Origin of the sequence: Nostoc sp. NOS(2021) (genome assembly GCF_017115025.1) — a bacterium.
Lineage (GTDB): Bacteria > Cyanobacteriota > Cyanobacteriia > Cyanobacteriales > Nostocaceae > Nostoc.
The window spans coordinates 1-7,725 of record NZ_JABXKM010000121.1 but is presented as its reverse complement, the minus strand read 5'-3'; the positions used below and the strand labels follow the sequence as shown (position 1 = coordinate 7,725).

Genomic DNA, 7,725 nt, shown 5'->3' with positions numbered 1-7,725 from the left:
TGCGGGGAGGGGAGACGAAGCGTAGCTTTGGCGGGGTGGGGTTCTTCGGGTTTAATAAGTAATCAAGCGGACATGATATGACGCAAACTCTCAAGACGCAGGCGCAAATCTCCAATTGCTTGTTCAATTTCCACGCATTTCCAGCGCGAAGCCCACGTTTGCTCTGACTGCTGGCGTTCTTCGACTTGTTCAAACAACTGACCAAAGGTATAAGATTGGGTCAATTTCTGCACAAGCCATTGGGCTGAAATTCCCAGCATCTCTGCCAAGGAGGCGATGCTGGCATGACTTGGCTGATAGCCATTGAGAACGCACCACCACATCACTCGTAATTGGCGACGTGCAATAAAACGAGTTTCGATAGCCCCTGCTGGCTCGACTACAAATGATTGTTGTCGCTGTCCCATTTCTATCCATTTACTCAGCTGATTTGCTAAACCAACATTGGTACGTCCGATTTGTCTTGCCGAAGTTATTACCCGCACTAGGGAACTGTGGCGAAAACGGGCATTTACCCGTACCAAGGCACGGTAAAAAGCTACATCTTCAGGAGTCCGCACTGCCGGTAAGCCTCCTGCCAGTGCATACATTTCTGCTGTTACTGCCAAACTTGCTCCATAGTGTTGATAATGGCGGGGAAAGCTGTCATAAGGGTCGGGATCAAGATAAGTTTCTAATTCGGTTATTAAATAGCGGTAGCCCACTTCACGCAGATAGCAAGCTCTGGCGTAAGGGTGTAGATTAGCACGACCAGCGCACTCAACAAGAATTCGCCCCCCGACAGCATCAGCACCACAGTTAATTTCGTACAGGTTGGCAGCAATCCAAGTTGGGCTTACCTGCGAGTCTCCATCAGTTGAAGCAATTACCCCCCTTGTGCGTCCTAAGCTAGACAAACGGCGGTATGCTTCATCCATCAAAATCTGACGCACTCGACCAATATAGGCTTCCGCAGGAGGCAGAGTTTTTTCAACTACATGGAGTGCTATATCTGGATGTTGCCCCGCGAAACTCCGGGCTATAGCTGCTGAATCATCGCTACAATTATTTGCCAACACAATTATTTCGTAACGTCTAGGATCTAAAAGCTGTCCTTCTAGATCAACTTGATGTATCAGGGCAGTAAGGGTTGCTGCCAACATCTGAGCTTCATTGCGAACTGGAACAATTACACAAACTTCACAATGCGGTGACGGGGGTATTTGGACTAAAGTTTGAGAAAAGTCTTTACCCTGCTGTACAGATGGAAAGTCAGCAACGAAGAGCAAGCGCTTACTTTCCATAAAAACCATTTTTCCATCTCCAGGAGCAGCGACACAGGATTTCATCCACAATCAGAAATTATTAATATTTGTAACTCTATTTTCGATATTTTCTCATTTATTTGGAATCTACCTACAGGATGATTAGTGTTGATTAAAACTCTCCGAACATCAGCTATCAAAGACTAGCTTTACTAATCAAGGCATAGTCTTTATATAGTCTTTATATCTTTTTACTAACGTCAAATTTAAGACTATGCAATCATACTTAAATCATCTATTTTAGTTAATTTTTTAATAATAATCAGTCTGAAGAAGGAGACTAATAATATTACATATTATTAATATTTGTCTTTTAATAGTAACCAAATCAGACCAAAGCAGATTTATGCAAAAACCTAAACGTAAGATTAATAACCTGCTTTTTGGTCGTTATAAACATTTTAAGGGTAATTCTAAAAGCACATCTGTTCGTAGTTTGGATCGGCTCAACCTTTGCTTGGATGATGTGCGAGATGTTTTTGAACCTTACTTGGCAATTTTCTTAGCCGCAGATCGTCATTGGAATCCAGCCCAAGTAGGTATTGCTGCTGCTTCCATTAGAAGGTAGGGCTGTGGGCGGCTGTAACCAAATCTATCTTTGCAGTATTCCTCAAAAGTTTTGTGCGTGGAACGGTACAGCCTGCGATCGCATAGCTCCATAAGTGCTTTTGGTGCTTCAAAAACCGCTCTTTCCACTTTGCGTTCTAGATGCAGGCGATCGCTTTGCTCCTCCTGGGTCAACTCTGTTACTTCAACAGCACTAACCGTAATCTATCTTTTTTTACCATAAATTGCTCCATTCTTTATTTTGTCAGTGTTTTAGGCTATTTCGTCGCCCCGTCAGGTCTCCTAATACCTGGGATTCTCTTTAATATTTACTAGATTACGTAATGCTTTGGTATCGGTTTTCAATGGAAGCGTTACTCTTGTGATTTTGCTGATTGCTTAGGGACTGACAAATAAAAAAATATCCCAAAACTGACGCAAAAATCCTCTCTATTTCTCTTCTCTCTGTGTTCTCTGCGTCTGGAGTGGTAGCCTGCGGCAAGCCGCTTTGCGTCTACGTTTCTTTGAATAATTTATTTCTTGTCAGTCCCTTATTTAGGTTTGATGGCAGTAATTATCACTGCTGCATTAGTGACTTTCGCTACTTATATTGTTTCCAGTGTGGCAGATAGGGTCATTGCTGGGCTGGAACCATGACAGAATGCTGTTGGTTGAAGTGCATTCGCCCAGGTGATGATATCTCCAAACTTTCCCGTTCCCTTAGAATGGCATTAACACTCTCTCGTGCATCATATGAATTTTCTGCCAGAGGATAATCGTAGGTCAAACTTATGTGCGTTATGCACAGCTTTATGTAGAATCCACGTCGTAGAAGCCTTGATGTGACTGATTTAGGTAAAATTCTTCTACAACGTAACCCCTGATAACTCTTTCTACAGTAGTTCAAAAACCTCTGGATTGGCTCTATGGGTAGGGAGGTTTCAGGGTCGAAGACACAGCTAAATCGTTCCTTTGTGTGAGGGTATGTCGCCCATTCAACCTTGGTCATTTTCTACGTTGTGGAAACTAAGTTGTTTCTACCCTAACGCAAGAATTAGGGCTGTTGTTGTTGTTTTTTCTACGTTGTAGAATAGATTTTTGTTGTCTATATAAACAGCTAGTCACTTCAGTTTTCATACGCGACGGAGGGGAAATGTATCGCCAGGACAACTGTCTCTATTTTGAGCGGACATTTAAGAGGTTTTAATCGCCAAAATCTTCAAAGCCACTGCTTTTGAAACGGGCATCACTGATAACCGATTTCCTGGTCTGACAACCATTAGTTCTTCAGAGCTAAACTCCTCTGTGAGCCTTGACAACAACATGGTCTGAGAAAAAGTTTCCACAAATTCCACCAGAACTGTTTGCCATTCACTTATGAGCCAGTATATTCTCAGTAGTCTCACAGATGATGAAGAACTTAATTTTTCTGAAGAAGCAGAGGTTTTCGTTTTTCCCACTTCTTTCGCCCAGCAGCGATTATGGTTTCTCGACCAGTTAGCACCGGGCAATCCATTTTACAATGTGTCAACAGCACTTCGCCTGACAGGTTCCCTCAACTTCACCGCCTTAAAGCAGACATTCAACGAAATTGTACGTCGCCACGAAACCTTACGCACTACATTTGTGATGGTAGAGCAGCAGCCAGTGCAGGCGATTTCTGCACAAAGCTGTGCTAACGCACCCAGCTTAACCATACCTCTTCTGGTAATAGACCTACGCAATTTCGAGAGCCAAGAACGCGACACACAAGTGCAGCAAATCGTAACCCAAGAGGCTCAACGTCCTTTCAATCTCACCACCGGGCCATTGCTGCGAGTAAAGCTGCTACAACTAGATGAAGCAGAATATGTGCTGCTGCTAAACCTACATCACATTGTTGCCGATGGCTGGTCAATTGGAGTGCTAATTAGAGAACTGGGGGTATTATATAAAGCCTTTGCAGAGGATAAGCGATGTCTGACGACAAGCGATTGCATGTCTACGCCCCTACCAGAACTACCCATTCAATATGCAGATTTTGCCCAATGGCAACGGGAGTGGCTGCAAGAAGTGGGGGCAAACGGCACCTCGCCCCTACAAACCCAGTTAGCTTATTGGCAAAAACAGTTAGACGGGATTTCGGTGCTGAATCTCTCCGCCGACCGACTCAGACCAGCAGTTCCTACCTACAGGGGTGCAAAACAATTTCTAGAGTTACCACACTCCTTAACTCAAGCGCTAGAGGCACTTAGCTACCAAGAAGGCGTTACCTTGTTCATGACAATGCTGGCAGCGTTTCAGACTTTGCTCTATCGCTACACCCAGCAAGAGGATATTACAGTCGGTTCACCTATTGCTAATCGCAACCGTAGCGAATTAGAAGGATTAATTGGTTTTTTTGTCAATAGCTTGGTGCTACGTACAGATTTCTCAGGAAACCCGAAGTTTCGAGAATTGTTAAAGCGAGTGCGAGAGGTAACTTTAGGAGCATACAGCCATCAGGACTTGCCCTTTGAAAAGCTGGTGGAGGAACTACATCCAGAGCGAGATTTGAGCTATCATCCTTTTTTTCAGGTTGTATTTAGCCTGCAAAATACTCCTATCGAAGCGCTAAATTTACCTGGGTTAACGCTTTCGCTATTTGAGTTCGACAGCAAAACCGCAAAGCTTGATTTAGAGTTCCATCTGTGGCAGGACTTGGAAAGTTTGAAAGCACAAATGGTTTATAGCACCGATTTATTTGATGACACGACCATTACCAGGATGCTGGGACATTTCCAAACGCTGCTAGAAAGCATTGTCGCCAATCCAGAACAGCATCTTTCAGATTTGTCTTTGCTGACAGTGCGAGAACAACAAGAGTTATTAATTGATTGGAATGATACTAAAAGAGACTACTCAGAGAACAAGTGTTTTCATCAGTTATTTGAAGCGCAGGTAGAGAAAACTCCCGATGCGATCGCCTTAAACGCACGCTCCGCGAACGCACTAGTATTTGGCGATGAAGAACTCAGCTACAAAGAGTTAAATATACGCAGCAACCAACTTGCACATTATCTTCAAAAAATAGGTGTAGAAACCGAATCTTTAGTTGGCATTTGCGTAGAGAAATCGCTAGAGATGATCATCGCGCTATTAGGCATCCTCAAAGCAGGTGGAGCATACCTGCCTTTAGATCCGAGCCTACCTCAAGAGCGTCTTAACTTCATGCTAGAAGATGCACAAGTTTCAGTCTTGCTCACACAAGAAAAGTTGCTCAAGCATTTTGAGAACTTCTCGAATCCAATTATTTGCATAGATGAAGATTGGGCAACTATTACACAACACAGCCAAGAAAACCCAACCAATTGCGTAACATCTGACAACCTAGCTTATGTTATCTACACCTCTGGCTCAACAGGAAAGCCTAAAGGCGTTTTGCTCCAGCATCGAGGATTGTCCAACTTAGCAAAAGCTCAGATTGAGGTTTTCAACTTACAACCGAATAACCGCATTCTGCAATTCGCATCATTAAGTTTTGATGCCTCAATTTTTGAGATTGTTATGGCACTGCAAACAGGAGCAACTCTTTATTTAGCAAACAAAGAATCCCTTCTCCCCGGACAACCTTTGCTGCAATTATTGCGCGAAAAAGCTATTACTCACGTCACCCTTCCGCCAGCAGTATTAGCAGTCTTACCTACAGAATCACTTCCGGCATTGCAAACTATTATTTGTGCCGGTGAATCCTGCACCGATGATATTGTCAAACGTTGGTGGAGTTCTAGCCGTAGGTTTTTTAACGCTTACGGGCCTACTGAAGCAACGGTTTGGTCAACCGTTGCAGAGATTAGTTCTATGAGTGAAAAAACGCCCATTGGTCGCCCTATTGCTAACACTCAAATTTATATATTAGATAAGTATTTACAACCTTTAGCAATTGGAATTACTGGCGAATTATATATAGGTGGCGAGGGATTGGCACAAGGCTATATTAACCGTCCAGAATTAACTACTGAAAAGTTTATTCCCAATCCTTTTAATCATAAAAAGGGAGCGCGACTTTACAAGACGGGTGATTTAGCTCGGTATCGACCAGACGGTAATATTGAATTTTTAGGCCGCATCGATAATCAAGTAAAGATTCGGGGATTCCGCATTGAGTTGTCAGAAATTGAAACAGTGCTGAATCAGCATGAAAGTGTGCAAAAAGCAGTAGTAATTGCTAAAGAGAACGTATCTGGTGATAAGTACTTGGTGGCTTATATTGTTCTCAATGCAGAGACGCAAAATTGTACTTCGTCCCGCTTCGCTAATGCGTCTGTACTACGTAAATTCTTAAAAGAAAAATTACCCGAATACATGGTGCCAAAAGCTTTTGTAATGCTGGATTCTCTGCCGCTAACAGCTAGCGGCAAAGTGGATCGTTTGGCGCTAACAGAACTCGACAGTCCGGCTAGCCGCTTCATAGATAAAACATTTATCGCTCCTCGGACTCCAACTGAGTCAACCTTGGCAAAAATTTGGGCTGAAGTCCTTAATGTTGAGCGTGTGGGTATTCACGATAACTTCTTCGACTTGGGCGGAGATTCGCTGTTAACTGTACGTCTGTTGAAGCAGATAAACAAGCAGTTTGAGTACGAATTGCCGCTATCTAGCTTATTTTTAAATCCAACAATTGAAAGTTTAGCAACTTCTCTATCCTCAGAAACAGATTCTCTGCCGTGGTCGCCCTTAGTTCCGATTCAACCTGCTGGTTTAAGTCCAGCTTTCTTCTGCGTCCATCCAATTTTTGGTGTTGTCTTTCCTTATTACGAATTAGCTCATCATTTGGGAAAAAATCAACCATTTTATGGGCTACAACCTATTGGACTTGATGGAAAAACTTCTCCATTAACTAACATTGAGGATATGGCTAACCACTATATTGAAGCATTGCGGAGAGTGCAGCCGAAAGGCCCTTATTTTTTGGGAGGTTGGTCTTTTGGAGGTTGGGTTGCTTTTGAAATGGCTCAACAACTCCAAAAGTCTGGGGAAGAAGTGGCTCTACTTGCTGTACTTGATACTTTAGCACCAATTCCGGGGAATATACCTTCTTTGGGTAATGGTTTAAAGTTTATGCTGACTACAGTGGCGCGATATATATGGCCTTTTTTCCTCGATTATTTATATCTAATTATTGCGATCGCCAAGAATCGAATTAACAGTTTAACTTCTCGGTTGCCTAATTTTAGTAAAATTGTGCGCTACTCCTTTTGGGAGTCGCTAACGCGATACTCCTTTTGGGAGTCGCTAACGCGATCGCTCCAAACAAATCTATTCTCTGACTTCATCCTAAAAGAGGATGCCACAATTAACGTTATACCTGAAGAATCCAAGTTAAGACTTTTAAGCGAGTTAGCAATTCGTCCAATGCTTCGTGTTTTCTATGCCAATAGCCAAGCAGTTCTCAACTACGTTCCCCAAGCTTACCCTAAAGGAATTAATCTTTTCAGAACAAAGGTTCAATCAAGCATTGTCAAGGAAGATCCGAGTATGGGTTGGGATCAGCTAATTCTGGGAGGAACAGAAATTCATCATATTCCTGGCAATCACCTAACTATGCTGAAAAAACCCCATATCCAAGTTCTCGCCGCACAGTTAAGAGGCTGTATTGAGAAAGCACAAAATTTAAAATAAGGATCAATATAGCGGTTCTCGACCCTTGTGAGGTACAAGAACCCCACCCCCAACCCCCTAAGAGGTTGTTTGAAAAGTAGTTGGCTGTAATTTTAATCACATTATTACCCCCCTTAATCCCCCCTTGTAAAGGGGGGAAACAGGAAAAATCTGGTTCCCTCCCCTTTACAAGGGGAGGGTTAGGGTGGGGTAAAAAATATTTGATACATCAATCATGACTTTTCAAACATCCTCT

The 7,725-nt window shown here is 42.9% G+C and carries 4 protein-coding genes and 1 pseudogene; 2 read left to right on the top strand and 3 right to left on the bottom strand.

The features are described from left to right. Nucleotides 1-62 precede the first annotated feature (62 nt). A complete protein-coding gene (locus HWQ41_RS15680) occupies nucleotides 63-1,292 on the bottom strand; it encodes a glycosyltransferase (protein WP_292764365.1) in 1,230 nt (409 codons plus the stop codon). 358 nt (nucleotides 1,293-1,650) lie between these two features. On the opposite strand from HWQ41_RS15680, the gene HWQ41_RS15675 reads away from it, so the two are divergent. Beyond that, a complete protein-coding gene (locus HWQ41_RS15675; RefSeq protein ID WP_292764362.1) occupies nucleotides 1,651-1,872 on the top strand; it encodes a hypothetical protein in 222 nt (73 codons plus the stop codon). Here the strand turns inward: HWQ41_RS15675 and HWQ41_RS15670 are convergent. Both HWQ41_RS15670 and HWQ41_RS15665 read right to left on the bottom strand, forming a co-directional pair. Continuing rightward, nucleotides 1,863-2,075 (bottom strand): annotated as a pseudogene (locus HWQ41_RS15670) (hypothetical protein); the annotation flags it as partial. The gene HWQ41_RS15675 and the pseudogene HWQ41_RS15670 overlap by 10 nt on opposite strands. Nucleotides 2,076-3,043: 968 nt before the next feature. Beyond that, nucleotides 3,044-3,256: an EVE domain-containing protein gene (locus HWQ41_RS15665; RefSeq protein WP_292764360.1), complete on the bottom strand. Its 213-nt coding sequence runs from the start codon at nucleotides 3,254-3,256 to the stop codon at nucleotides 3,044-3,046. On the opposite strand from HWQ41_RS15665, the gene HWQ41_RS15660 reads away from it, so the two are divergent. Beyond that, nucleotides 3,228-7,490 (top strand): amino acid adenylation domain-containing protein, encoded by a 4,263-nt coding sequence (locus HWQ41_RS15660; protein WP_292764357.1) that lies wholly within the window; start codon nucleotides 3,228-3,230, stop codon nucleotides 7,488-7,490. The two genes, HWQ41_RS15665 and HWQ41_RS15660, sit on opposite strands and share 29 nt — an antisense overlap. Nucleotides 7,491-7,725 lie beyond the last annotated feature (235 nt).